Genomic DNA, 24,362 nt, shown 5'->3' on the forward strand with positions numbered 1-24,362 from the left:
CAACTTAAAGAAAATAAATTACTAAATGGGAACTTGATCGGCATGAAAGTGGGAATCATTGGGCTAGGATTCCGGCTCGGCTATCTCGGCTATGTTTTCAAGGCAATCGATAGCAGCTTCGACATTGTCGGCTATGTGGATCCGGAACCCGCCGGACTTCCCGGATTGACGGAAAAGGGCATTTCAGTCGGCAAGGCCTATGGTTCGCCGGAAGAACTCCTCGCTTCCGAAAAGCTCGATCTGCTGATGATCGGCTCCCCCAATCACCTCCATCTCGACCATATCAGGCTCGGCCTTCAGGCCGGTCTCAAGGTCTTCTGTGAAAAGCCGATCGTCACGACCATCGCAGAAAGCATCGAGCTTGCCCATCTGATGGCAAAATTCGGCCACGAGCGGCTGATGGTCGGTCTCGTGCTGCGTTATTCCCCTCTTTATAAGGATCTCCGCGCCATCCAGGCCGAGGGCAAGCTCGGTCAGATCGTGTCGATCGAGGCCTCCGAACATATCGAGCCTTATCACGGCGCCTTCTTCATGCGCGACTGGCGCCGCTACGAGCGTTACTCCGGCAGCTTCATGCTGGAGAAATGCTGCCATGACCTCGATCTTTACAATGGCGTCGTCGGCGCACGACCGGAACGCGTCGCCAGTTTCGGCGGCCGCAAGAGCTTCATTCCGGCCAACGATCCGGCGCGCGAGGGCATCAACGACCTCGAACTCTTCCACCGCAAGCCGAGCGGATGGATGGGCTCGGACAAGGTCTTCGACAGCGATGCCGATATCATCGACTACCAGGTGGCGATCGTCGAATATGCCAATGGCGTCGGCATGAACTTTCACACCAATCTCAACGTGCCCGACCAGTTCCGCCGTTTCGCCATCATGGGGTCGCGCGGCATGGCTGAAGGCGATTTCGTGCGCGGCTATCTCGACGTTCACGAACAGCTGACCGGCAACAAGGTGGTCGAAAACAAATATGCCGCCACCGAGCTCTCCCAGCATTACGGCGCCGATGAACAGATGGCGAGCGACCTGCTTGAAAGCGTGCGCACCGGGCTCGAACTTCCTGTTTCCACGCTGAATGCGCTCGAAGCCGGCATTCTGGCTCTGGCGATGGACGAGGCGAGGATGAAGAAAACGGTCGTCGATCTCAGGCCGATCTGGGACCGTTTCGACGAAGCCCTTCACGCAAGAGCGGCTTGAGGAGAGCGGCAAGATGAGTGTTCAAAGAAGCACGGTCATCTTCGCCTGGATCCTTCTTCTCCCGGCTGTCCTCTATGTTCTGGCGATCGTCGCCTATCCGCTGGTCGATACGTTCATTCTCTCCTTCACCGATGCATCGCTGAGGAAGACCACCAATTGGGTGGGCTGGATCAACTACGAGAAGATCTTCAATGAGCGGTTTGCGGAAGTCATCTTCCGGACCTTCATCTGGACGTTCTTCTCGGTCGCCCTGAAAATGGTGATCGGCACCTTCGGCGCATGCATGCTGAATGCCGCCGTACCAGGCCGCTCCTTGTTCCGGCTTTTGACCATGCCGCCATGGATCGTGCCGATGGCCATTGGCATCTTCATGTGGGGCTGGATGTATAACGGCCAGTTCGGAATGATATCAGGCCTGTTGCAGCGCTTCGGTCTCGTCGACGGCCCGGTCGCCTTCCTCGCCTATGGCAGCACCGCCTTCTGGGCAACGATCATCACCGATGTGTGGATCGGCGTGCCGCTGGTGACGATCTACTTCCTGGCGGCGATCCAATCCATTCCGAAGGATCTCTATGAGGCTGCCTGGACCGACGGCGCCGGCCGCTGGTACCGCTTCCGCCGCATCACCCTGCCGCTGATGGTTCCGGCGATCATCACCATGTCGATGCTGTCGCTGATCGCCACCTTCAACTCGTTCGACATCATTTGGATCCTGACGCAGGGCGGACCGAGCGGCGAGACGACGACGATGATCATCGATACCTATCAGACGGCGATCGGTTCGAAGAAATATGGTGAAGGTGCAGCGCGCGCCGTGTTGATCTGCATCTTCCTGTCGCTCTTCTGCTTCGCCTATTTCCGCGTCACCCGCCGTCTCAATCCGGAGAAGCGCGCATGAGCAGTGCCGCCATGATCGACCGTTACCGCTGGTGGGAAATCATCCTGATCTATTGCGGCATCGCAATGTTTCTGTTCTTCGTGCTGTCGCCCTTCGTCGAGGGCTTCCTGGTGTCGCTGAAGCCGCTCGCCCAGCTCTTTTCCTCGCCCTACCGCTTCTGGCCGGAGAACGGCTCGTTCGAAGCCTACCGGACAATGTGGATCAGCGTGCCGGGCTTCGGGCGCTATATCTTCAACTCGTTCTTCATCTCGATCATCGTCACGCTGATCGTGCTCTGCCTCGTCATTCCGGCGGCTTACGCCTTCGCGAAGTTCGAATTCAAGGGCATGGGGATCCTGCTCGGCGCGTTCCTGACGGTGAACATGTTCTCCGGCGCCGTGCTGTTGATCCCGCTCTTCCGGCTGATGCGCAGCATGGGCGTGCTCAACACCTATCTCGCCATGATCGTGCCGGGCGTCGCCTTCCTGATCCCGTCGGCGATCTGGCTGTTGCGCACCTATATGATCCGCATTCCACAGGAGCTCAACGAAGCGGCCTACATGGATGGCGCCAGCCATTTCTACACGCTGCGCCGTGTCATCCTGCCCATTGCGATGCCGGGGATTATCGTCGTCGCCATAACCACCTTCATCGGCGCTTACGCCCAGCAATTCATCTTCGCGCTGACGTTCAACTCGAAGAGCGAATACATGCCCTTGCCGGTGGGGCTCTTTGCTTACTTCGGCAAGCAGGAGGTCATCTGGAACGAACTGATGGCGGCTTCCTTCGTCGGTATCGCGCCGGCGATGGTCGTCATCTTCTTCCTTCAGCGCTACCTTGTCGGCGGGCTGACCGCCGGTGCGGTGAAACAATAAGACCAAAAAACGAGTGAACAGCTAACACAAGAATGGGAGTCACGACGTGAGCATTACCATCAAGACAGGCCTGATGGCCCTCGCCTTGCTCGGTTCGACGGCATTGACCGCAGTCACTGCCCAGGCGGCCGACAAGGAAATCAGCTGGATCTATTGCGGCGACACGATCGACCCGGTCCACACCAAATACATCAAGCAGTGGGAAGAAAAGAACGCAGGTTGGAAGGTCACGCCCGAAGTTGTCGGCTGGGCGCAGTGCCAGGACAAGGCAACGACGCTCGCCGCCGCCGGCACGCCCGTTGCCATGGCCTATGTCGGCTCGCGCACGCTGAAGGAATTCGCGCAGAACGACTTGATCGTCCCGGTGCCGATGACCGATGACGAAAAGAAGAGCTACTATCCGCACATCGTCGACACGGTGACCTTCGAGGATACCCAGTGGGGCGTCCCGATCGCTTTCTCCACCAAGGCGCTTTACTGGAACAAGGACCTCTTCAAGCAGGCCGGCCTCGATCCCGAAAAGCCGCCGAAGACCTGGGCTGAAGAAATCGAGATGGCCAAGACCATCAAGGAAAAGACCGGCATTCCGGGCTTCGGTCTCTCCGCCAAGACCTTCGACAACACGATGCACCAGTTCATGCATTGGGTTTACACCAACAACGGCGCGGTGACGGATGCCGAAGGCAAGGTCACGCTCGACAGCCCGCAGATTCTCGCCGCACTGAAGGCCTACAAGGATATCGTCCCCTATTCCGAGGAAGGCCCGACGGCCTATGAGCAGAACGAAGTCCGCGCCATCTTCCTCGACGGCAAGGTCGCCATGATCCAGGCAGGATCGGGCGCCGCCTCCAGGCTGAAGGAGACGAAGATTGCCTGGGGCATTGCGACGCTGCCGCTCGGTCCCGACGCCAAGGGGCCCGGCACGCTGCTGATCACCGACAGCCTGGCGATCTTCAAGGGTTCGGGGGTCGAGGAGAAGGCGACGGAATTCGCCAAGTTCATCACCTCGCCCGACGTCCAGTCGGAATACGAGCTGCAGGGCGGTGCCGGCCTGACCCCGCTGCGCCCGTCGGCAAAGGTCGACGAGTTCGTCGCCAAGGATCCTTACTGGAAGCCGCTCATCGAGGGTATCAACTATGGTGGTCCCGAACCGCTCTTCACCGACTACAAGGGCTTCCAGAACTCGATCATCGAGATGATTCAGTCGGTGGTGACGGGCAAGGCCGAACCGGAAGCCGCGCTGAAGAAGGCTGCCGGCGAAATCGAAGCGTTCAAGTAAAACGCTTTGGACTCTTTGGGATCGCGGGTGCACAGCCCGCGATCCCTTCCCGATCGAATGTGCGACAAGGCCGCCGGTGGAGACAGATTTTTGGGACAGCTCCTTCTCAACAAAGTTCAGAAGTTCTATGGCGACTACGAAGTTCTGAAGGGCGTGCAGCTCGAGGTGAGGAACGGCGAGTTCGTCGTCTTCGTCGGCCCGTCAGGCTGCGGCAAATCCACCCTGCTGCGCATGATTGCCGGTCTCGATGCGACGAGCGCGGGCGATATCGTTATCGATGGTATCAGGGTCAATGACCTGCCGCCGGTCAAGCGCGGCATCGCCATGGTGTTCCAGTCCTACGCGCTCTATCCGCACATGACAGTTTTCGAAAACATTGCCTTCCCGCTTCGCGTCGAAAGGATGGAAGAGGAAAAGCTCAAGGCCAAGGTGGAAAATGCCGCCCGCATCCTTCACCTCGAACAGCGGTTGCAGCAGAAACCCGGCATGCTGTCCGGTGGCCAGCGCCAGCGCGTCGCGATCGGCCGCGCCATCGTGCGCGAACCGAAGATCTTCCTGTTCGACGAGCCGCTTTCCAACCTCGACGCAGCACTGCGCGCCGACATGCGCATCGAGCTTGCCAAGCTGCACAGGCAGTTGAAGGCGACGATGATCTATGTGACGCACGATCAGGTCGAGGCGATGACCATGGCCGATCGTATCGTGGTGCTCGATTCCGGCGATATCTCGCAGACCGGGGCGCCGCTGGAGCTTTATCACAAGCCGGCAAACCAGTTTGTCGCCGGCTTCATCGGCAATCCGAAAATGAATTTCCTGCCGGTGACCTGCAAGGGCGTCAGCGCCAATGGAATCGAGGTGGATTATCAGGGCCAGACAGCCGTGCTGCCCGTGACGCCGCGCGACGGCATGGTCGGCAAGGCTTTGACGCTCGGCATCCGGCCGGAGCATATCCAGCTCGGCGGCGGCGATATCGTCTTTACCGTGACGCCGACGGTCATCGAGCGCCTCGGGGCAAATACGGTCGCTTACGCCTCGCTCAACGGCGAGGCCGAGAATTTCTGCGCCATGCTGCCCGGCAGCGTCGGCATCCGCGCGGATGCGCCTGTCGCAACCGGCATCAATGCCGCGGACTGCCACCTCTTCGACGAGGCGGGCATTGCCTTAGAGCGGCGCGTGGAACTGACCGAAATCGATATGAACCTCATCAATCCGACGGCCGCCTAGGACGGATACATGCCGCGCGGGCAAACAAGCGATGATTTTGAGCCGATCGATCAGTTTGTGCGAAGCGTGATGTCACGCGCAGATCTCGATGCTGAATCCGTTGAGGCCATTGGGCTTTATCTGGACAATCGAGAATATGAAATGGCTTTCGAGGGTCTGTTTTTAGAGCTTATCAAATCTCGAAAAACGATCAAACTAAACGCCAGTGAATGCATCGGCATGGCACGGCAGCTAAAGCTCGACAAAGAAACTGTATTTGACCACCAGTTCTGGTCAAAGTTTGAAACATACCTTCACGATATGCCCAAGTGACGCACTGAGCCCCGCCGAGCGACGTTCCTCCCCTACCAGACGAGGCCGCGGGCCGCGACTTCCTCGACGCGGGTGACGATGCCGCTGCGATGGAAGACCATCGTATCGAACAGGTTTGATACCACGCAGGTATGGTTCGGGATGATGAAGAGTTTCTCGCCGATCTGCGGCCGGGGGCCGGTGCAATTCGCGAGGTCGATGACGCCGTGTTCTTCCGAGAGGCTGCTGATCCGCGCTTGGGGATAACCGACGATCAGGCCGTAATCGCTGAAGCCCTGAAGATCCGAGGTCAGCGCCTTTGAGCCGGCATCGATGACGGCGCGGTCGACATTTGGGCGTGACACCACGGTCACCAGAACATGCATGGCGCAATCGTCCTCGGTGCAATGGCCCATGCGCACCATCTGGCGGTCGTTGTAGATGTAGGTGCCGGCGCGGTGTTCGGTGGCCGATTTGACGAGATGGGCCTCGAAGAGGCTGGGTGTGCCGCCATTGCTGACGATCGGGCAGGCAATGCCTTCGGCTTTCAGCTGTGCCAGCGTTTCAGCGATGAAGGCTTCCACGGCGGCCGCCGATTGCGGCTTCGGATAGGTCACGATGCCGCCGAAGGTCAGGCCGTCGGCGGCGGCGATGCGCTTGGCGAGCGAGGCCGCCTCCCCCGGCGTCTGTACGCCGCAGCGGCCAGCGCCGGTATCGCATTCGACCAGTACGTTCAGCGGCTTGTGGCCGGAGAAATGTGCTGCCAGCCCATCGACCGTCACTTCGCTGTCGGCGACGACCTTGAGCGCCGAAATCCTGTCGTTCAGCCTGGCCAGCCGCTCGATTTTCTGCGGTCCGAGGATATTGAAGGTGATGAGGATGTCCTCGAAGCCGGCCGCGGCGAAGACTTCGGCTTCCGTCACCTTCTGGCAATTGATGCCCTTGGCGCCCGCGGCAGTCTGCGCGACGGCCAGGGCCGGGATCTTGTGCGTCTTGATATGCGGCCGGAAGTTCAGCCCGTGCTGATCCATATAGGATTGAACGCGGGCGATGTTTGCCGCCAGCCTGTCTTCGTCAATCACGGGACGCGGCGTCGAGAGATCGGCGATCCTGTCGCCTGCCTTGGCGACGACGGCGAAGCTGTTGTCAGGCATCTAGGCGGCTCCGCGTTCTATCCCATGTGGATCGGCGACGATCGGCCAGATGGTCTTCGGTGCCCGCTGGTACGGCGTCGTTGCCGGATTATTGGGATAGGGCGTTCCGGCGGAGCAGTAAAGGATTTCCGCTGCGATCTTCGAGAAGGACGCGAAGAAGTGGTTGGTGGATTTGATCACCAGGATCTTCTGCCTGGTGGGATCGATGCCCATCACCGAAAAAAGGCTCGGATCGAAGCTTTGGGCGCGGGTGGAATTGAGGATGATGTCGATGCCGTCGAGCACGATATGGGCGGCATCGCCGAAGGGCGCGAGGCTCTCGCCGAACTGCATCTCGGCGTTCTTCAAGAGCTTGACGATCTTCACGGTGCCGTCGATGGGGTTGCCGGTGCCGGGCGCCGACTTGGCGCCGAAGCGCAGCGGAATCTCCGCCCCCTCGCCCGCCGCAAAACAAATCTGCACGGCGACCGGATCCCAGATCGTGCCGATCGCGGCGCTGGTGACGCCGCGGGCCAGGAGTTCGCCGAGGACGACGGTCGCATCCCCTGCCGTGCCGCCGCCCGGATTGTCCCAGACGTCGGCAATGACGACGGGCCATGCGGTGGCGGCCATCGCCCGCGACACGGCTTCCTTCTCGTCGATCTGCGGGACCATGAAGGTGCCGCGCTTGGAAAACAGCTCCAGGCCGAGTTCGCGCGCCAGAGCCGCGCCCGTTTCCGGCTTGTCGTCGGTGACGACAAGCAGCTTCGTTCCCATTTCGGGAACGTCGCCCACCATGAAACCGTGGATCACCGAGATCGACAGGATGTCCGGATCATCCTTCTCGATCCGCATGATCTTGTCGACGAAGGAGCGCATCGGCTCGCGCGATGTCGGGAAGACGTCGATCATCTTGCAGTCGAATACCGACATATCAGGCTTGACCCGGCCTTCCAGTGTTTCCACGGCGATGCGCCAGAGATCCTCGGCGCGATCGACGAAATCCGTATGCGGAAATTCCTTGAAATAGACGGCGAAATCGAGTGCCGCGACGCGTTTTGCCGTGAGATGGCTGTGCGGATCGAGTTCGGCGCAGATTAGCACGTCGGGCCCGACCATCTCGCGCATGCGCGCGAGAAGATCGCCTTCCGTGTCCTCGTATCCGGCGGCCACCATGGCGCCATGCAGGCCCATGACGACAGCGTCGACCGGCATTGCCGCGCGGAGTTGATCGAGGATTTCGTCACGCAATTCTTCGTAGGTCGCCCGGTTGACGAGACCGGCGGGATCGGCCCAGGTGGCGGTTCCCTCGATCAGCTCCCAACCTTTTTCTCGGGCGACGCGCCTTCCGACGGTGATCGGCGCGGTGCAGAGCGTCGGCGTTTCCGGATGTTGGCCGGGCGGGGCATAAAGCGAGGCTTCGAATGCGCGGCGATCCACGCAGATCGGGGAAAAGGTGTTGGTCTCGGTCGCCAGTGCTGCGGTGAAAATGCGCAAGAAAGTGGCCTTCGTGTTGTCGTCCCCGCGTCAACCCATCGGGTTCGGCAGGTAGCCGGTGAAACCTGAGATTTTCCAGCGTCCTTGGTGAAGCCTGCAATAATAAAGCGTCTGCCATTGCATGATATCGCGGGTGCCGTCAGGCTTGGAAATGCCGCCGTCGAATTTCTTGCGGACAAGCGCCATGTCGCCTTCGATCTCGATATCCTCAAGCGTCGTCGTGGTGAAGATCGCCGTGCGCGCATCTTCCGCGAAACTCTGTGCGGCGAAATCCCTGGCCTGCCTCAGCCATTCCTCGCGATAGGCCGACAGCGTCGGAAATGCGAGGCGCCACTTGTCGGGGCTGACGGCCTTCTGACCGTCGATGCCGATGAAGCCCTCTTCGACGAAGTCATGCTCGACCATCGACCAGTCGGCGGCCAGAAAGGCATCGATATCGCGCGGAACGAGCATTTCCCAGATCGCAGACCGGGCGCTGTCGGACGGGAAAGGATTTAGGAAAGGATCGCGCATGTTTGCCCCGGATTGAAATTCTTTTCATAAATCGCGTTTTTCACTGGTCAAATTCCGCTTTCTATGGTCATTTGTCAACTTATCAAGAAAATAATTTGCAAGGACTTCAGCATGCCCATCAAGCGCTATGGCACTGTTCAAACCGGCGCCGGCGGCAAGGCGCTGCCTTTCGCACGTGCGGTCGAAGCCGACGGATGGCTGTATGTTTCCGGGCAGGTTGCGATGGAAGATGGCGAAATCATCGACGGTAACATCATTGCCCAGACCCACAAGACGATCGCCAATGTGCTGGCGATCCTCGATGAGGCCGGGTACGGCGTCGAGGACGTCGTGCGCGTCGGCGTCTGGCTCGACGATCCGCGCGACTTCTGGACCTTCAATAAAATCTATCAGGAGTATTTCGGCGAACATCCGCCGGCACGCGCCTGTGTGCAATCGTCGATGATGGTCGATTGCAAGGTTGAGATCGACTGCGTGGCCTATAAGAAGAAGGATGGATAGCGCGCCATCGGGGGGACGGGTTTGGATATCTTTTCGACATTGCAGGAAGACAAGAGCCGGCTCTCCCCCTCCGAGAGCCGCATCGCGGAAATCATCGTCAACGACTTCGAGTTTGCCGTGAACGCCTCGATCATCGAGCTGGCGGAACGGGCCGAGGTATCGCCGCCGACCGTCACCCGTTTTTGCCGTAGGCTGGGTTGCGAAAGTTTCTCCGACTTCAAGGTGCAGCTCGCCCGAACCGCCCATATCGGCGTGCGTTATCTGAAACCGGAATCGAAAAGCACCGACCCGGCCGATGTGGCCCAGGATATCATCACCAAGGCCCAGAACGCGTTGTTTCTCCTGCACCGGTCGCTTGATCTCGCCGCGATCGAAGCCGCCGTTTCGCATATCGCCAAGGCCGATATGATTTACGCCTTCGGCTCGGGCGGCAATTCGTCGATGATCGCGGACGAACTCCAGAATCGCCTCTTCCGTCTCGGGTTGCGCATCACGGCAAGTTCCGACCACAGCATGCAGCTGATGATGGCTGCCGCGGCAAGGCCCGGCGACGTGTTGATCGGCTCCTCCTTCTCGGGACGCAATACGGAGCTGGTGCGGGCCTTCGAGCTTGCCCGCCAGGCCAAGGTGAAGACGATCGCTCTGACCCAGACGGCAAGCCCGGTTGCCAAGGCTGCCGAGATCGTCGTGCCGATCGACCTTCCCGAAGGCAGCAATATCTATCGCCCGACCTCCACGCGCATCGCCTACATCGCGACGGTCGATATTCTGTCGAGCCTGGTCGCCTACGCCGTTCAGCCAAAGGCGACGACCACGCTTCGGCGCATCAAGCAGCAGCTGGTCATTCACCGCGACGGCGACGACCGGCAATTGCTTGGAGATTGAGGTTCATGAACGGGAGCGACAGGAAATGACGCAGTCGATAGCCATCGTGACCGGCGCTGCAGGCGATATCGGCGCGGCGATCGCCGCACGGCTCGCCGATGACCACGACGTCGTGCTGCTCGCCGACATCGATGCTGCCGCTGCGGCTGCCGTGGCGTCAAAACTCGGGCCGGGCAATCGTTTCGTGGCCGTCGGATGCGACGTGACCAACGAGACGAGCATTGCCGAATTGGCAAGGCGTGCGGCGGAGATCGGTGTGGTTCGGACCCTCGTCAACAATGCCGGTGCGGCCCGCGCCACCAACCTGCACGAGACGACGCCGGAGATCTGGCGGGCGGACGTTGCGCTCAATCTCGAAGCGGCATTCTTATGTTTCCGCGCATGCGAGCCGATGCTGAAGGCCTCGAAGGGCTCCGTCGTCAACATCGCCTCGGTCAACGGCCTGCATGTCTTCGGACACCCTGCCTATAGCGCCGCCAAGGCAGGCCTTCTGCATTTTACCCGGTTGGTTGCCGTGGAATACGGCAAGTTCGGCATCCGCTCCAATGCCGTCGCACCCGGCACGGTGAAGACGCAGGCCTGGGAAGCACGCGCAAGCGCCAATCCAAACGTTTTCGAGGAAGCTCGCCGCTGGTATCCGCTGCAGCGCGTCGTCGATCCGAAAGACGTCGCCAATGCCGTGGCCTTCCTTGCCGGTCCTCTTGCCGCAGCGATCACAGGCGTCTGCCTGCCAGTCGATTGCGGCCTCACGGCCGGCCAAGCCGAACTGGCGCGGACCTTCTCGCAATCGGAACATTATTGAAATCCAGAGCGGTTCATCTTTTCATGGAAGCGCCGAACCGCTCTAACTTTTTGTTTTTACGCAATTCCGGACGAAAAACCGCTTCGTACTTTTCCTGGAATTGCTCTAGAGGAATACGAGAGGAGCAGGTTGTGAAGCCGGCTTACTTCGGATCGATGACCGCATGAGCCGCCTTTTTCCCGATGTCTTCCGCAATCCGGCGATCCGCGCCAGCATGATCGCCATTTTTACCTTCGGGATGGCGGGGGCGATGACTGCACCCTACCGTTCGATCGTCGGTATCCGCGAATTGGGCTTGAGCGACGGCCTCTATTCCTTCCTGAGTTTCGTCTCGGCGGCGGTGAACGTCGTCATCAGCATCCTGCTCGGCAATCTCGCCGATCGGCTGGGCGAGTACAGGTCGACGATGATCGGCGCCTGCCTGTTCGGCATCGCCGGCTACGGCATGGTCTACGCTTTTCCCACAGCCGCCGTCTTCGTCATCAGCGGCTTGCTGCCGCTGCCGATTTACGGGGCGCTGAACTCGCTGCTGTTTGCCAATGCACGCGCGGCGATGCACGGCATGAACCGAAGCGACATGGTGACGGCCAACTCCGGTGTGCGCGCCATGATCTCGCTGTCCTGGGTGCTGATCCCGGGGATAACAGGCCTCATGCTGTCCGGCGCATCGAGCATGCTGCCGGCCTATCTCTTTGCCGCCATCTCATGTCTGCTCTGCCAGGCGATCATCATCTTCGCCCTGCCCAAGCGGTCGGCAACGGAGATGGCCGCGGTCCATCATCTCAGCTATCTCGGCGCGCTGCGCCAGGTGGTTTCGCCGCGCATCTCCGCGCATATTTGCGGGGTGGCGCTGATTACCAGCACGCTGCATCTCAATGACGCCCTTCTGCCGTTGATCGCCACCGGTGCTGCGCATGGCAAGCTCAGCGACGTCGGCATTCTTGTCGGCATCGTCGCATTGCTGGAGGTCGTCTTCATCATCATCTGGTCGCGGATTGCCCGGAAGACCGGGCAGATGACGGCGCTTGCCGCCGGCACCGTCATCTATGCCGTATTCCTCAGCCTTCTCGGCTTTGCCTCTGAGCCGTGGCACCTCTATGGGCTCACCTTGCTCGCAGGCATTGGAGCGGCCGCGATCATCAGCTTTCCGATCACCTATCTGCAGGATCTCATCGCCGACCGGCCGGGGCTCGGCAGCGCACTGATCTCCGTCAACATCTTTGCCAGCGCCGGGATCGGCGCGCTGGTCTTTGCCGCCGGCACATTCATGACAGGCTATTCGGGAACCGCCATCCTGAGCGCCGTCACCGGATTATCCGGCATAGCGCTCCTCGGCTTCCTGCAAGGACGCAGAGCCCGTTGAGCAAATAAGACGTTGCGAAGAATGGAGCTTTCATCGCTGTTCGTCTTGTGACAAGGGTGACGCACCATTTCCTTTGAAGGCGACATGAAGGCGATCTCCGGTACGAATCTCGAGCAGGCCAAGTCTCACAACCGGCGTGTGGTGATCGAGGCTGTCCGCACGCACGGCCCCTTGTCGCGCGCGGCGATCGCCCGGATGACGGCGCTGACCGCCCAGACCGTCTCGAATATCGTCGAGGAACTGGAGAGATCGCACCTTCTCGTCCCGTCCGAGGCGCAGAAGCTGGCGCGCGGCCAGCCGATCATCCCCTACACCATCAATCCACGCGGTGCCTATTCGATTGGCCTCGAACTCGGCCGCCAGCGCGCAAGCGGCGTTCTGACGGATCTGTCCGGCGCCGTCTGCGCACGCATCGAGCGCCATGTCGAACACCCCGATCCGCAAAGGGCCATGCCGGCTCTCCAGACAATCGTCGAGGATCTTCAGCAGGCCTTCGCATTCGACCGGAACCGGCTGCTCGGCGTCGGCATGGCCCTGCCCGGCCGTTATGCCGATGGCGGCACAACCTCTCTCAGCCCGCAGAGCCTGCCCGGCTGGCAGGACTTTCCTGTCGGGCATGAGCTGGAACAGCGGGTGAAGGTGCCGGTGCTCGTCGAGAACGATGCGACGGCAGCGGCGATCGGCGAGCGTCTTCACGGCGTCGCCCGCGGTTTGGGCAGCTTCGTCTATCTCTTCCTCGCCGGCGGCGGCGGCATCGGTGCGGGAATGTTCCTCGACGGCCACCTCTACAAGGGCAGCCGCAACAATGCCGGCGAGATCGGGCATATCATCGTCGAACCGCATGGCAAGCTCTGCAGCTGCGGCAAGCGCGGTTGTCTGGATCGCTACATCTCGCCGACCGTTGCCTACGAATTCATGGGCATTGCCAATGCCGAGGAGCTTTCGCCTGACGATCTCGACGCACTGATCGCCAGGGGCGGTGAGGGTCTCGATGCCTGGCTCGATCAGGCCGTCCAGCCGCTGCGGCAGACTGTCGATTTTCTGGAACTGGCCTTCGATCCGCAGACCATCGTGCTCGGCGGCAGCATATCGACATCGCTGATGCTTCGGCTGGCAGAGCGGCTGGAGCCGCTGTACACCCCGATCGATCCCAGCCAGAAGCGCACCGCGCCACGCGTCATGATCGGCATGACCGGCAAGGATACGGCCATCCTCGGCGCCGCCGCCCTGCCGATTTTTTCCGAAACCAATCCGCGCTTCGACGTCCTGCAAAAGCCGCTCGGCTGAATTCGGTTTAGCGGAAAGATCCGAGGCAATTTTTCGCTGGCGATTTCGCAGAACACCTCCCTTTGACGAAACCACTCGCACGCCCTTGAACGGATGCGAACCGACGACCCGCTAGTAGTCCCAGAATTTTAGTGAAAATTCCGCGCCTTCGCCGCCAGGGTGTCGATATGGAGGTCACGAACGAATATGGAGCTGCAACCGGCTGTGGTTTATCCCGTCGATGGTCCCATCGCTCGTGGCGAATTCACTGCCCCGGCCGGCCGTTTGAATTCCTCGTCGCGATCAAAAAAGCCCACAAGATAGCCTGACAGGTCGAACAGCTGGAGAAAGCCGCTACGTGCGCAACCATCTCGCCAGTGCGTTTTCTGCCGGCGGCAATGGCAGTCTTTTGCTGTCGAGGTTGTGACGCTTGTAGAACGATAGTAACCGATCACGGCCGATCGTGCCGGGCGATAGCGGTAGAAAGCGAGATGCATTTCCAATGAAAAAACGATGTCGTTCTTCTTCGTCGAGCCTGCACTCGTCTCGCAGGAATCTATCGACTTGACTGACGTAGGTCTTATAGCCGGGCTCTTGCCCGAGCATTATCCAGTCCGTTCCAAACACAAGGTGCTTCACCTGCGGATCGAAGGTCTCGACGAATTCCTTGAACGCTGGCGCGATTCTATCCTTCGCATCGGACTTTCCGTTCACTATCTCGGAGAAATAGCTAAGGTCGGCAAACACCGGCTGGTCCGGATGTTCCTTGAACTGTGGTCCCAATACCCATTCCCAGCTCGCCTGGGGCATTCTCGTTGACGTCGCGGCCGCCGACAGGGTTTCGAACCCGCCGAAATGGGCTAGGCAGACACGAAGGTTCCGTTCCCTGTAGCGCTCGAAAACGGGTAGCCAATAATAGGGGTCGGCCCGCCTTGCAAACTCGTTGCTGCCTGATGCGTTTGACGCTGCTGCATGAGCCAGAATTGGTGCGTCGAGCTCGACACAAAGGTCATAGATCGCAATCAATGCGCTATCCAACTCGGCACTCAGCTGCGCCTCTGATATCTTCAGGTCATCAAGGTTTCGTTGATGATAGGGGCGCTCGTTTTTCAGCGGCCGGAAGCCCATCGGGGGATAGAGCTTGATCCCGATGAACCCGTGATCGAGCAGAGCTTTGCGTGCCATTCCAAGCGCGTTTTCCGGCTTCTTTCCTCGCCGGAAATAGACCTCGCGCAACGGGTCGTAACCGAAGTAGCCATGAACAGCGGGCCCGGTTTTCCGGCGGGACACTCGGTCCATCACCTGCATCTGGTCCTGAAGCGGCGAACGAACGACATTTTCCCCGAGCCAGCGGTCGTAGTCGATGATCGCCGGGGTAAACAATACCGGCTTAAATCCTTGCGCCTGAGTGTCCCTGTCAAGCATGTCGGCAAGCACATGTCTATAAAGGCGGAACAGGCTGAACCAATTGAGATATCGTGCGGTCTTAGAAAGCCCCGAAAACAGGTCAAAGGAGACCTGCCTGGTTTGCCGGGGCGACGGCATGGTGTCGGCGGGAAAGACTACGCGTGAAGATTTCATTAGTTCGGTCAGGAAGGCGCGGTCGATGTTTTGCCGCCGCAGCTGCTCCGGCGCCGCACCCATAAGGACCGGACCACCGACCCTCTGGACGAGTTCATTCAGATAGGTCTCCGTGGCCCGCCTGCCGCGCGCCTTGGCCGCGTCCTCAGAACGAGGGAAGTTCGTTCCGGGCGTCTTCCCGTCGAGATAGTCGATTTCCTGTCGAGCCGTCGGCGCTGATCCGCTACCGGCAACGCGGAGGAAGAGCTCCACAAAATGATCAAGGAGGGACGGATTCTCAACGTCGGTAATGCGCGGCCGAGACTGCTCCGGATAGGCCTTCAGTACGACCTGCGAAACAAAGCGTACCATCGGAAGGTCGGCGCCATTGAACAAATGACAATGGGCATCAATAAGCTCGCTCTTCACCCCACCGGTTGGCGGAGGAAGCGGCAACCCATCCCGACCGCATCCAGTCACGATTCCGGTTGCGGCGACGGCACCGAACCGTAGGAACTCTCTTCTATCCATGTCATGTGCCCCCAGCAATCATCGGCAATCAGAGCGTGGCGCCAGCCGAAATTCTCATTAATATTTGTGGGTATATGCAGGCTAGGATTAGGTTCGCCGCTGTGGCCAACCACAATGACTTGGCTGCTCAGGTCTGCTTGAGAGCACCGACAAACTTGGTGATCGCGCCTAGAAGCGATGCGAGCTTCGTGATGGTCTTGGCGCTCTCCTCGATCTCGGCCGCGGCTTCACGGAGTTGCTCGGCGGCTTTGCCGATCTGAGCCGACTGTTTATACAGGTCCCAGGCTTGGTGAAGTTTTTTTTCAGAGAGAATCGTGTGCTCCCGCTCCAGGATATTGATCCTTTCAACCATTTTTCGCTTTGCAAGCTCGTCGGTGCTTTGGTCAAACAGGATATCGAGTGCATCCCACTCCGCGTCTACTCCCAGCAGAGCATCGGCGTTCATTATTTCCGGGGTCACATCGGCGACCAGAGCGGAGATTTTTGATCGCGCTTGCTTGCGCCAGATCCCGCTTTTCTTAAGCGCCTTTTTCTGTGCGATACTCCGTACCAGCCATTTCGCAGGTTTGTCGGACATTTACTTCCCCTTTGCCGCCGAAACGAGCGCTGTTAGATTGTCTGAAAACGAAAGCAGGTCCTCGATCGAGGGAGCGGACGTTGCGGTGTTCTCTTTCAAAGCGGAATGCGCGGCCGCGATCTTATCGAGAGCTTCTTCGGCCTTCTCCGCAGCCTCCACGGCAACCGTTGCTTCGACAATTCTTTGGTTGGCGTCAATAAACTGGCTGTAGAGCGGAGCGAGGTGATCGGGATCTCTTGATTGGAGCGCCGCAGTCACCTGGCCGTCAGGAGACTTGGTCTCAACCTGTTTCGAACGTACCTCGGAGAGTGCGGCCCAACTGTTCTTCTGGTAAGCGTCTAGCCGCCGGCGAGAGTTCGTGTTGATTGTCTTGAAATCGCTCTTGAGATTTCTGACCGCGGCCTGCACGTAGGGATCTGTCTCGACGATGAGCGTATTTATTCGATGGGCATAGCGATTGGAAATCGCCATGCTCGCACCCTTTCCCGCCGCGTTGATGATCGGCGTGGCAACTGTCGCCGCCGGCGCGAAGGTTCCAACAAACCCACCAACCGCGGCAGCCAGCTTCGACGATGCAGCTTCGATCTCTTGCAATTTCTTTGGATCGGCCGCCTGCTTGAGCGCTGCACCATAACTGGCAAGTGCTCTGAGCTGGGTTCGACGAAACGCGAATTCGCTCTCCGCTATGCGATAGACCGGCCTCGATATGACGTTGTAATCAGGCGCACCCCTGATGTATTTAACCGCCTCCTTTTCCTGATCGGAAAGGAGTGCAACGCGAATGTTCTCAGCTGCGATAGTTTCCAAAGATTGGCTACTTTGCTCAACCGCCGACCCAAAGCCAGTAATATTATCGGCGTCCGGTAAACTGCTGCATCCCGCAAGAATACATAAAATGAGAATTGCTGATAAACTTCGCATTGGTTCCTCTTAATTTCTTGTTAAGAAAACACGTTATACGAGAAAATCAACTGAAATAATTTCCCTGCGCATGGAGCGCCGCGCAATTGGATCTTCCGCAAGCCGCCGCGGGCCACTCCTAGATTCTTCCAGGAACAGCATCAGGTGGGCACGCAGCGCCCTTCGGCAGATGCGTCTTCAGCGACTCGCATGCACCCACGATGTGCTCATCAACGAGCTTGGCCGCGCGTTCCGCGTCGCGCTTCCGGCACAAATCGAGAATTTGCCGATGTTCGGTTGAACATCCGCGCGACATCGTCCTGGCGGATCGGCTCGCCCTCGTCGAGCGTGCCGTCCATGATGAAGTCGCGGATGAACTTGAGAACGATATCCGATACCGTCGGCGCGGTGCCCAAATTGGTTGCCTAGTCTGACTTCAGCGACATGCTTGGCTCATCTCTCCGGACTCGTCATAGAGCCTCGCGCCGACAAACTCACATCTGACTGGGGCTGGCGACGGGCGAGAGGTCGCGCAAAGATGACCACGTTCCCGAGAAGCGTCAGCGCCAGGCCGATCAGGCCCAGACCGCTCCAGTGGTAGCCTTCAAAGACCGTCGACAATGACAGGGCAACGATCGGGAACAGGACGGTGGCATAGGCAGCGCGTGAGGAACCGATGCGGGACACCAGCATCAGGTAGGTGGTGAAACCGATCACCGATCCGATTGCCGCGAGATAGAACAGGGCGGCAATATAAGTGATGTTGGGCGGCGCCACGATCGGCGTTTGCGTCACGGCAATCAGGAAGAGGAGGATGATCGCGCCATAGGCCATGCCCCATGCATTGGCGGTCAGCGGTGAGATTCCGACCGCGCTGTTTCGACGCGATGCCATATTGCCCAGCGAGAAGAACAGCGTGCCAAGCGCTGCGAGCCCGATCCCTTTCAACGTGCCCGTATCGAAATCGACGACAACCTCCTCGCCGAAAAGCAGGAGGAGCCCGGTTGCTCCGAGCGCCGCTGCGAGAAGCGTGCGGCCCGTAATGCGGTCGCCGAAGAACAGGCGCGCATTGACGGCGTTGTAGATCGTTGCGAGCGAAAAGATCACGGAGATCAGCCCGGACGGGATGGAGGCGGCGGCGCTGTAGAAACAGATGAAATTGAGGCTGAACAGGCAGAGCGCTTGCGCAAGGATGAAAGGTTGATCGCGCAAGGCAGGGAGCTTGAGCCGCCGCATGACAGCCAGGATGGCGACGAGTATCACTGCTGCGACTGCAAATCTGTAAAAGACCGAGACCAGGACCGGCACGGGACCGACCTGCATCGCAATGGCGATCCAGGTCGTCCCCCATATGAGGACGGTCGCGATGAAGAGAGCGGCATTTGCCATGGAGTGATCCTCGTTTTCGCGACCAATAGGCGAACCGCGCGCAGGGCTCTTGCACATTCTTGCTATGAAATCGATTTGCCCGGACTTCCTGCTCGCCATGCGGGTCGTCGACCAGTATTGTTCGCAAGGCGTGGCCAGGCATGGGGAAGTATTGGTGAAAGATAGCCGTCTCTCGGTTTTCAGGTTTTTGTCCGCATCTCCCAATGCGCGGATGTCACAATCCATCGATTTGGGTTTCGGGCGATCAGCGGCCATCTGGAACAATGCACACGACAGGATGAGCTATGAGCGGCCGAACGGTCATACGTTCAGTCTTTATCTCAGAGGCGGCGCCGGAACGCGTCGTCTGGACGGCAGCCCCGTGCGCGGCCGTCCAGGGGTCCTGTGCATCATGCCACAGGGGCACTCGTCCGAATGGGAAATCACCGACTTCTTCGAATTCGTGCATCTGTATGTTCCCGACGATCAAATGCGCCGGATGTTTTCCGAGACGTTTGACCGCGATGCGCGGCTCATGGCTCTTCCCGAAGTGACCTTCGCAGAGGCACCCGCCTTGGCGCACACGCTGCGGCAGATGACGAAAGCGATTTTGGCGGGCGGTCATCTGTTGGCTGAAGAAGCAATGACGCAGACGATCAACGATCTTTTCGTTGATCCGCGTTTTGGCGGGATGCGTCCCTGCGCGATCAGCGGCGGGCTCGCTCCACATGTGCGACGCCGTATTCTCGAGTATATCGAGGCCCATCTCAGTGAGACGATCCGCCTACAGGATCTGGCGACGATCGGGCAGCTCAGCGCCTTTCATTTTCAGCGGATGTTCCGGGCAAGCTATGGTGTGTCCCCGCATGGCTGGGTGGCCCATCGGCGTGTCGAGCGCGCCAAATCGATGTTGTGCGGCATGGACCCGATCGCGCAGATCGCTTCGGCCTGCGGTTTCAGCAGCCAGAGCCACATGACACGGGCATTCAAGTTGGGCACAGGCGTCACACCCTCTGCCTACCGGCAACGACAGTGAAGTCCTTCGCTCGACCGCACTTGTCTTTTCCGCAGCCAATCCGCGCTTGACGTCCTGCAAAAGCCCCTCGGCTAAAGACCTCACTTCACCGCGATGACGACCTTACCCTTCGCGCGTCCCGTTTCCCCATAGTCCAGCGCCTGGTTGGTCTTCTCGAACGGGAAGGCCCGGTCGATGACGGGGCGGATGGCGCCCGCCTCGATCAGCGCGGTGATCTTGCCGAGTTGCGCGCCGTTTGCCGTCATGAAGAGGAAGGAATAGCCTATCCCCAGGCGTTTCGATTTCCGCCTGATGCCGAAGCTCAAGAAGCGCATGACCTGCTGCAGCAGCCAGCCGAAGCCGTTTTCCCTGGCGAAGTCGGGATCGGGGGGACCTGATATCGAGATCAGCTTGCCGCCCGGCTTGAGGACGGCGAGCGATTTCTCCAGCGTATCCTTGCCGAGGCTGTTCAGCACGACGTCATAACCCTTCAGCACCTTTTCGAAGTCGTCCTTCTTGTAATCGACCACGAAATCGGCGCCGAGGCTTTTCACCAGATCGATATTTGCCGTGCTCACGGTCGTCGCCACATGGGCGCCGAGATGTTTGGCAAGCTGGATCGCGATGGTGCCGACGCCGCCCGAGCCCGCATGGATCAGCACCCGCTGCCCCTTCTGCAGCTTGGCGCGCTCGACCAGCGCCTGCCATGCGGTCAACGCCACAAGCGGAATGGATGCGGCCTCTTCCATGCTGAGATTGGCGGGCTTCGGGGCGATATCGGCAGCGTCGATGGCGATATACTCGGCGAAGGTGCCGATGCGATCCTTGCCGGGGCGCGCATAGACCTCGTCGCCGGGCTTGAATTGCCGGACATTGGCGCCCACCCGGACCACGACACCAGCGACATCATTGCCGAGTACCAACGGAAGCCGGTAAGGCAGGATCAGCTTGAACTCTCCGTCCCGGATCTTGGCATCCAGCGGGTTCACGCTAGCGGCATGGATCTCGACCATGACGTCATTCTCGCGCAGCTGCGGTTCAGGGCTCTGGCCGAGCCTGAGGGCGCCGCCTTTCTTGTAGCGATCGATCAGGAATGCTTTCATGAAGGCGAACTTTCGTGTTTGTGATGAGCCGACAATGCGCAGCAAGCCAGGATCAATCGGGAAGTTTGTTGAATTTCCGCAGGCTCTTGTCGACGAAGGACTCGGGCAGGAAGCGGCGGATGAAACGCACCTGTCCTGCTGCTTTCCCGGCCGTGTAACGTCTCTTGGGCGATGGCGCATTGGCAGCCCGGACGACGGTTGCGGCGACCACCTCGGGCGCATCGCCCTTCGAGACGATCTCGCGCATCAGCTTCTCTGCATCGGCGCGCACCGCATCGTAGACGGCAAGCGGCTTGTCCGGCCGGGTGATGTTCTCCTCGAAAGAGGTGCGAGTGACGCCCGGTTCGACGAGCACGACGCGGATGCCCTGCGTTCGCACCTCATGGTCGAGGGATTCCGAATAGCCTTCGATCGCGTGTTTGGTTGCTGCGTAGAGCGCGTTGAAGGGCGCCGGGATCAGCCCGAGGATCGAGCTCAGGTTGATGATCCGGCCGCTACGCTGCCGCCGCATCACCGGCAGCACTGCATTGGTCATGCGCATCGTGCCGAAGACGTTGACGTCGAAGACGGCTTTGGCCTGCGCCGTCGTCGACTCCTCGGCACCGCCGAGCAGGCCGATCCCGGCATTGTTGACGAGCAGATCGATCCGTCCCGTGCGTTTCAGAACCTCGTCGACGACGCCCTGCACGGATTGATCGTCGATGACGTCGCAGACCAGCATGGTGATGCCATCGGCGGTATCAGACATCGGCTTCCGGCTGGTGCCGAACACACGGTAACCGTCGTGCCGCAGCGCTTTCGCCGTCACCAGCCCGATGCCGGAGGAAGCCCCGGTGACCAGGGCAACGCCGCGTTCTCTCTTGCTCATCAATGTCTGCCTTCGTTTTTGTCATGGAACATCTATGCGCAACCTGTTACTATCAAATTGATAGCAAGTCACTACTAAAAAGATATCGACATGAAGAATCTTTCGAATCAACCCTGTCTGATCGCCCGCAGCCTGGCGCTCGTCGGCGATGCGTGGAGCATGCTGATCATGCGCGACGCCCATGCCGGGCTGACCCGCTTCGATGAATTTCGCAAAAGCCTCGGCATCGTCCCGACGATGCTGACGGGGCGGCTGTCATCGTTGACCGAGGAAGGGCTCTTGGAAAAACACCGCTATTCCGAGCGCCCGCCGCGCGATGAATATGTGCTGACGGAGGCTGGCCGCGACTTTCTGCCGGTGCTGTTTGCGATCGGTGCCTGGGGCCGCAAGCATCGCGGCGGCGGTGACGTCACCCGCTTCTTCGACGCCGAGACCGGAACCGAGATCGATCCCGTCACCATCGACCGCGCGACCGGCGCGCCGATTGGAACACGTCCGATTCGTATCGCCGCAGCCGAATGTCAGCCGCCCGCGGCAGATGAAGCGGCACCGGACAATTCCCTTTGAAAGCAATGTCAGTATCCCCCGCCATCACCGCCTCCGGCGATGGCAAGGGTGGTCGGCAAATCAAAACCCGTGGCCGATCCGGGCGCTACGACTGCTGCAGCCCGTAGAGCAGCGGCATCAGTCCTGCTAGCGCCCTGAAACGCTCCCACGACTTGGATGACGGCTTCGTCCAGCCCGTTTCAGCAAGGGCGGAAAGGCGGGGGAAGACGAGGCGGTCGAAAACGGCGCGATCCGTCATCGGCTCGGACCAGATGCAGGCCTGGATGCCGAGGAGCTTCTGTTTCTGTGCTGTCGTCCAGCCGCCGATGGGGTCGAAATTGTAGAGCTTTTCCGCATCCGAAGTCCCCGCCCAGCTGGCGCCGGGCTCGTCCCAATCGGGCCCGAGCGCCATGTCGAGGTAATAGACCTGCCCGGGGCAGACCACCATTTGATAGCCGCGTTCGGCAAGTTCGGCCGAGACCTCGACGTTGCGCCAGCTGCAGAGATAGCTCTTCGATTTGTCGATGACATCGCCGTGGGCGGCCTCTTCCCAGCCGCCGGTGATGCAGCCCTTGCTCGCAAGGAAGCGCTGGACACGATTCAGGAACTCCGCCTGCAGGATGGCGGCGCCCGAGCCGTGGATGTCGTCGGCGCCATGGGTATTGGTCACGACGTTCAGCCGCTTGGCATGCGCATCGGCCACCTCGTCGCCCGCCACGGTGCGCAGGCGCTCGAGCGCTTCCGGCGAGCCGGACCACGCGCCGAGCGGAACTTCGTCGGCGCCGAGATGGATGGTCTTGAACGGAAAGAGCTCGATGAGTTCCGAGAGGATCGTCTCGATGATCTCGTAGGTCTTCTCGCGGGCCGGGTTGATGCAATTGTCGGGAAAGCCCTGAACCGAATAGTAGCTGCCGACCTCGGCCGGGTCGCGCAGCTCCGGTATCGCCTGTAGCATGGCGTAGCAATGGCCGGGGACATCGATCTCCGGCACGATCTCGACGCCGAAGCTCTTAGCCTGGGCGACGATCTCGCGGATCGCAGCCTTGGTGTAATAACCGCCGGTGCGGGCAGGGCTCGAACCGAGCAGCGGCGGAACGGCCAGGCCATGGCCGCGCCAGGCGCCGACCGCGGTCAGGGCGGGATAGGCGTCGATCTCGACGCGCCAGGCTTCGTCGTCGGAAAGGTGCCAGTGGAAGCGGTTGAGCTTGTTCCAGGCCAGCACCGCCACGAGCTTCTTGACCTCGGCAGCACCGTAGAACTGGCGGGCGACATCGAGATGCAGCCCGCGCCAGCCCATCGACGGTTCGTCGACGATCTCGCCTGCGGCCGGAAACTGGAAGACTTGGGGATGCAGCCTTGCGCCGCGCCAGATCTGGCCGAGCGTGACGAGACCGTAGAAGAAGCCGCTCTGGCGGCTTGCCTCGATGGTGATCGTCTCACCTTCGAAACTCAGCCGGTAAGCCTCTGGTCCGAACCCGGTGGCCTCCTTCAGGACAACCGGAACCGCGCCTTCCGCCTCGCGCCGCACGATGCCTTCAACGGCGAAGAGATGCTCGACCAGCGCTGCGAAGCTGCGTGCTGCCGCCTCCCCTTCAGCGCTTTGCGCCTGCGGCGCAAAACCGGCCGGCAGCGGCCGGCGGGCAGTGACGGCCACATGGTTCGGCCAGGGGATGATTGACACCTGAACCGGCGCGTTGACGGGAACCGGATAGATCTCGGCGCCACGCTTCAGCGGCGCGTTGCTGACCGAAGATCGCGTCGGCTCTATGGTGAGCACGATCGTGCTGCCGTCGGAAAGCGCGAGATAGCCGCTCGTCGCGCCGTCCGTCCAGTGGCGGAACTGCCAGCTCAGCGCATAGACCGAGATCGTCCACGTCTCGCCGGCGCCGAGAACGAAATTGGCCGGCGGCTGGAATTCGGTGAAATTCGAGAGCCGCTGCGAAACCGTGGCGCCTTCGACACGACCTGCCGGATCGACACGACCCGGGCCGCTGACGCAAAGCGAGAAATTCGAAAGCGGCTCGGTGCCGAGGTTCTTGAGGCGCAGGACGTAGGAAAACTCCTTGCCGTCGGCAGGCGGGTTCCAAAGGGTTTCAAGCCGCAGGGCTTTCGGTCGTGATGTGGACATGGTCACTCTTTCCTTTTGAGGATTGGCCTTTTGAGAATTGGCCTTTTGAGAATTGGCCTT

The 24,362-nt window shown here is 60.1% G+C and carries 24 protein-coding genes and 1 pseudogene; 13 read left to right on the top strand and 12 right to left on the bottom strand.

Annotated elements, in window-relative coordinates:
- The first annotated feature begins 42 nt into the window (after window positions 1–42).
- The 6 genes from NE851_RS05105 (at window position 43) to NE851_RS05130 (ending at window position 5,767) form a co-directional block, all read left to right on the top strand.
- On the top strand, window positions 43–1,200 hold the full coding sequence (locus NE851_RS05105; protein ID WP_047613509.1) for a Gfo/Idh/MocA family protein: 1,158 nt from the start codon (window positions 43–45) through the stop codon (window positions 1,198–1,200).
- Between the two features lie 13 nt (window positions 1,201–1,213).
- Window positions 1,214–2,098 carry a carbohydrate ABC transporter permease gene (locus NE851_RS05110; protein ID WP_047613282.1) on the top strand — a complete coding sequence of 295 codons (885 nt, stop codon included), beginning with the start codon at window positions 1,214–1,216 and terminating at the stop codon, window positions 2,096–2,098.
- Window positions 2,095–2,952 (top strand): carbohydrate ABC transporter permease, encoded by an 858-nt coding sequence (locus NE851_RS05115; RefSeq protein ID WP_047613283.1) that lies wholly within the window; start codon window positions 2,095–2,097, stop codon window positions 2,950–2,952. The genes NE851_RS05110 and NE851_RS05115 overlap by 4 nt, the downstream gene beginning before the upstream one ends.
- 73 nt (window positions 2,953–3,025) lie before the next feature.
- Window positions 3,026–4,231 (top strand): ABC transporter substrate-binding protein, encoded by a 1,206-nt coding sequence (locus tag NE851_RS05120; protein ID WP_047613511.1) that lies wholly within the window; start codon window positions 3,026–3,028, stop codon window positions 4,229–4,231.
- A gap of 90 nt (window positions 4,232–4,321) precedes the next feature.
- On the top strand, window positions 4,322–5,455 hold the full coding sequence (locus tag NE851_RS05125; protein ID WP_097594725.1) for an ABC transporter ATP-binding protein: 1,134 nt from the start codon (window positions 4,322–4,324) through the stop codon (window positions 5,453–5,455).
- A 9-nt stretch (window positions 5,456–5,464) separates the two neighbouring features.
- Window positions 5,465–5,767 carry a hypothetical protein gene (locus NE851_RS05130; RefSeq protein ID WP_097544665.1) on the top strand — a complete coding sequence of 101 codons (303 nt, stop codon included), beginning with the start codon at window positions 5,465–5,467 and terminating at the stop codon, window positions 5,765–5,767.
- A gap of 32 nt (window positions 5,768–5,799) precedes the next feature.
- Here the strand turns inward: NE851_RS05130 and NE851_RS05135 are convergent, their stop codons facing one another.
- The 3 genes from NE851_RS05135 to NE851_RS05145 are packed head-to-tail and all read right to left on the bottom strand — an operon-like array spanning window position 5,800 to window position 8,889.
- Complete coding sequence (locus NE851_RS05135) at window positions 5,800–6,900, bottom strand: D-TA family PLP-dependent enzyme (RefSeq protein ID WP_097594723.1); 1,101 nt, start codon at window positions 6,898–6,900, stop codon at window positions 5,800–5,802.
- Entirely contained in the window at window positions 6,901–8,376 is a 1,476-nt protein-coding gene (locus NE851_RS05140) for a M81 family metallopeptidase (RefSeq protein ID WP_097594722.1), read from the bottom strand.
- A gap of 30 nt (window positions 8,377–8,406) precedes the next feature.
- Window positions 8,407–8,889, bottom strand: coding sequence for a hypothetical protein (locus NE851_RS05145; RefSeq protein WP_047613290.1), 483 nt, complete (start codon window positions 8,887–8,889; stop codon window positions 8,407–8,409).
- 111 nt (window positions 8,890–9,000) lie between these two features.
- Between NE851_RS05145 and NE851_RS05150 the strand changes: the two genes are divergently transcribed.
- The 5 genes from NE851_RS05150 to NE851_RS05170 all read left to right on the top strand — a co-directional run bounded on the left by NE851_RS05150 (window position 9,001) and on the right by NE851_RS05170 (window position 13,727).
- Window positions 9,001–9,390 (top strand): RidA family protein, encoded by a 390-nt coding sequence (locus NE851_RS05150; RefSeq protein ID WP_012555064.1) that lies wholly within the window; start codon window positions 9,001–9,003, stop codon window positions 9,388–9,390.
- Window positions 9,391–9,411: 21 nt separating this feature from the next.
- Complete coding sequence (locus tag NE851_RS05155) at window positions 9,412–10,275, top strand: MurR/RpiR family transcriptional regulator (RefSeq protein ID WP_047613292.1); 864 nt, start codon at window positions 9,412–9,414, stop codon at window positions 10,273–10,275.
- Between the two features lie 25 nt (window positions 10,276–10,300).
- Complete coding sequence (locus NE851_RS05160) at window positions 10,301–11,077, top strand: SDR family oxidoreductase (RefSeq protein ID WP_047613294.1); 777 nt, start codon at window positions 10,301–10,303, stop codon at window positions 11,075–11,077.
- A gap of 163 nt (window positions 11,078–11,240) precedes the next feature.
- Entirely contained in the window at window positions 11,241–12,440 is a 1,200-nt protein-coding gene (locus NE851_RS05165; RefSeq protein ID WP_097594721.1) for an MFS transporter, read from the top strand.
- Window positions 12,441–12,524: 84 nt separating this feature from the next.
- A complete protein-coding gene (locus tag NE851_RS05170; protein ID WP_097594720.1) occupies window positions 12,525–13,727 on the top strand; it encodes an ROK family transcriptional regulator in 1,203 nt (400 codons plus the stop codon).
- 333 nt (window positions 13,728–14,060) lie between these two features.
- On the opposite strand, the gene NE851_RS05175 is transcribed toward NE851_RS05170, so the two are convergent.
- The 6 genes and pseudogenes from NE851_RS05175 to NE851_RS05195 form a co-directional block, all read right to left on the bottom strand.
- Window positions 14,061–15,797 (bottom strand): amidohydrolase family protein, encoded by a 1,737-nt coding sequence (locus NE851_RS05175; RefSeq protein ID WP_097594719.1) that lies wholly within the window; start codon window positions 15,795–15,797, stop codon window positions 14,061–14,063.
- A 127-nt stretch (window positions 15,798–15,924) separates the two neighbouring features.
- Complete coding sequence (locus NE851_RS05180) at window positions 15,925–16,374, bottom strand: hypothetical protein (RefSeq protein ID WP_097594718.1); 450 nt, start codon at window positions 16,372–16,374, stop codon at window positions 15,925–15,927.
- Entirely contained in the window at window positions 16,375–17,295 is a 921-nt protein-coding gene (locus tag NE851_RS05185) for a hypothetical protein (RefSeq protein WP_143541117.1), read from the bottom strand.
- A 118-nt stretch (window positions 17,296–17,413) separates the two neighbouring features.
- Window positions 17,414–17,590: an FCD domain-containing protein gene (locus tag NE851_RS35270; RefSeq protein ID WP_143541118.1), complete on the bottom strand. Its 177-nt coding sequence runs from the start codon at window positions 17,588–17,590 to the stop codon at window positions 17,414–17,416.
- Window positions 17,571–17,690 (bottom strand): annotated as a pseudogene (locus tag NE851_RS05190) (GntR family transcriptional regulator); the annotation flags it as partial. The pseudogene NE851_RS05190 and the gene NE851_RS35270, both read right to left, overlap by 20 nt.
- Before the next feature lie 37 nt (window positions 17,691–17,727).
- On the bottom strand, window positions 17,728–18,663 hold the full coding sequence (locus NE851_RS05195) for a DMT family transporter (RefSeq protein ID WP_097594716.1): 936 nt from the start codon (window positions 18,661–18,663) through the stop codon (window positions 17,728–17,730).
- Between the two features lie 154 nt (window positions 18,664–18,817).
- Between NE851_RS05195 and NE851_RS05200 the strand changes: the two genes are divergently transcribed.
- Window positions 18,818–19,678, top strand: coding sequence for a helix-turn-helix domain-containing protein (locus tag NE851_RS05200; RefSeq protein WP_483434034.1), 861 nt, complete (start codon window positions 18,818–18,820; stop codon window positions 19,676–19,678).
- A gap of 80 nt (window positions 19,679–19,758) precedes the next feature.
- On the opposite strand, the gene NE851_RS05205 is transcribed toward NE851_RS05200, so the two are convergent.
- Window positions 19,759–20,760 (bottom strand): NADP-dependent oxidoreductase, encoded by a 1,002-nt coding sequence (locus NE851_RS05205; protein WP_254955495.1) that lies wholly within the window; start codon window positions 20,758–20,760, stop codon window positions 19,759–19,761.
- Between the two features lie 52 nt (window positions 20,761–20,812).
- On the bottom strand, window positions 20,813–21,628 hold the full coding sequence (locus tag NE851_RS05210) for an oxidoreductase (RefSeq protein ID WP_097594714.1): 816 nt from the start codon (window positions 21,626–21,628) through the stop codon (window positions 20,813–20,815).
- Window positions 21,629–21,718: 90 nt separating this feature from the next.
- Between NE851_RS05210 and NE851_RS05215 the strand changes: the two genes are divergently transcribed.
- A complete protein-coding gene (locus tag NE851_RS05215) occupies window positions 21,719–22,195 on the top strand; it encodes a winged helix-turn-helix transcriptional regulator (protein WP_063476209.1) in 477 nt (158 codons plus the stop codon).
- 85 nt (window positions 22,196–22,280) lie between these two features.
- Here NE851_RS05215 and NE851_RS05220 read toward each other — a convergent pair whose 3' ends face one another.
- Window positions 22,281–24,302, bottom strand: a complete 2,022-nt coding sequence (locus NE851_RS05220) for a beta-N-acetylhexosaminidase (protein WP_097594713.1) — start codon at window positions 24,300–24,302, stop codon at window positions 22,281–22,283.
- Window positions 24,303–24,362: the final 60 nt, after the last annotated feature.

The organism is Rhizobium anhuiense bv. trifolii (assembly GCF_024346605.1).
GTDB lineage: Bacteria > Pseudomonadota > Alphaproteobacteria > Rhizobiales > Rhizobiaceae > Rhizobium > Rhizobium anhuiense.